The sequence below is a fragment of the Bartonella sp. MR168JLCBS genome, from assembly GCF_042194175.1.
In genome coordinates, this window is the sequence record NZ_JBHIMP010000659.1 from 1 (window position 1) to 502 (window position 502).

Sequence of the window (502 nt, forward strand, 5' to 3'; positions counted from 1 at the left end):
AATTTCAATTATTTTATATCCCAGGTCATTTTGAAAATGGGGAATGTTATGATCAGCCATAGTGTACAAACTCCAGATAAATTGCCTGATACGGCATGATTTGGATCCTGTCTTTTATATGCATGAGTTTGTAATAAAGCTTATAATAATGCAAGGTACTTTTTAAGATAATCTGCGTATGGAAAAGGGAATGGTTCCCAAATGTTTTGAAATGTGAAATGTAATATCATGAAGAAAACTAGGCAATTGATATGTTGTGATTACGGTAATATATCGTAAAATGTTTTATGAGAGATTTAATCATAAGGATTTGGGAAAGTATAAAGGAAGATTAGCTAAAATATATGAAAAAAACGGTTGCAGATCAGATTTCTATGTCGGACATAACAATGGAAAGTCCGACGCGGTTTATTAACCGAGAATTTTCATGGCTTCAATTTAATAATCGTGTATTGATGGAGGCTGCTAATCCGAAAAATCCTTTATTAGAACGGCTACAATT

The 502-nt window shown here is 32.3% G+C and carries 1 protein-coding gene; it reads left to right on the forward strand.

Annotation, left to right across the window (positions count from 1 at the left end; all coding sequences use genetic code 11):
* Window positions 1–344: 344 nt before the first annotated feature.
* On the forward strand, window positions 345–502 hold a 158-nt coding region (locus ACFIK8_RS13250), incomplete at its 3' end, for a hypothetical protein (RefSeq protein WP_375669685.1).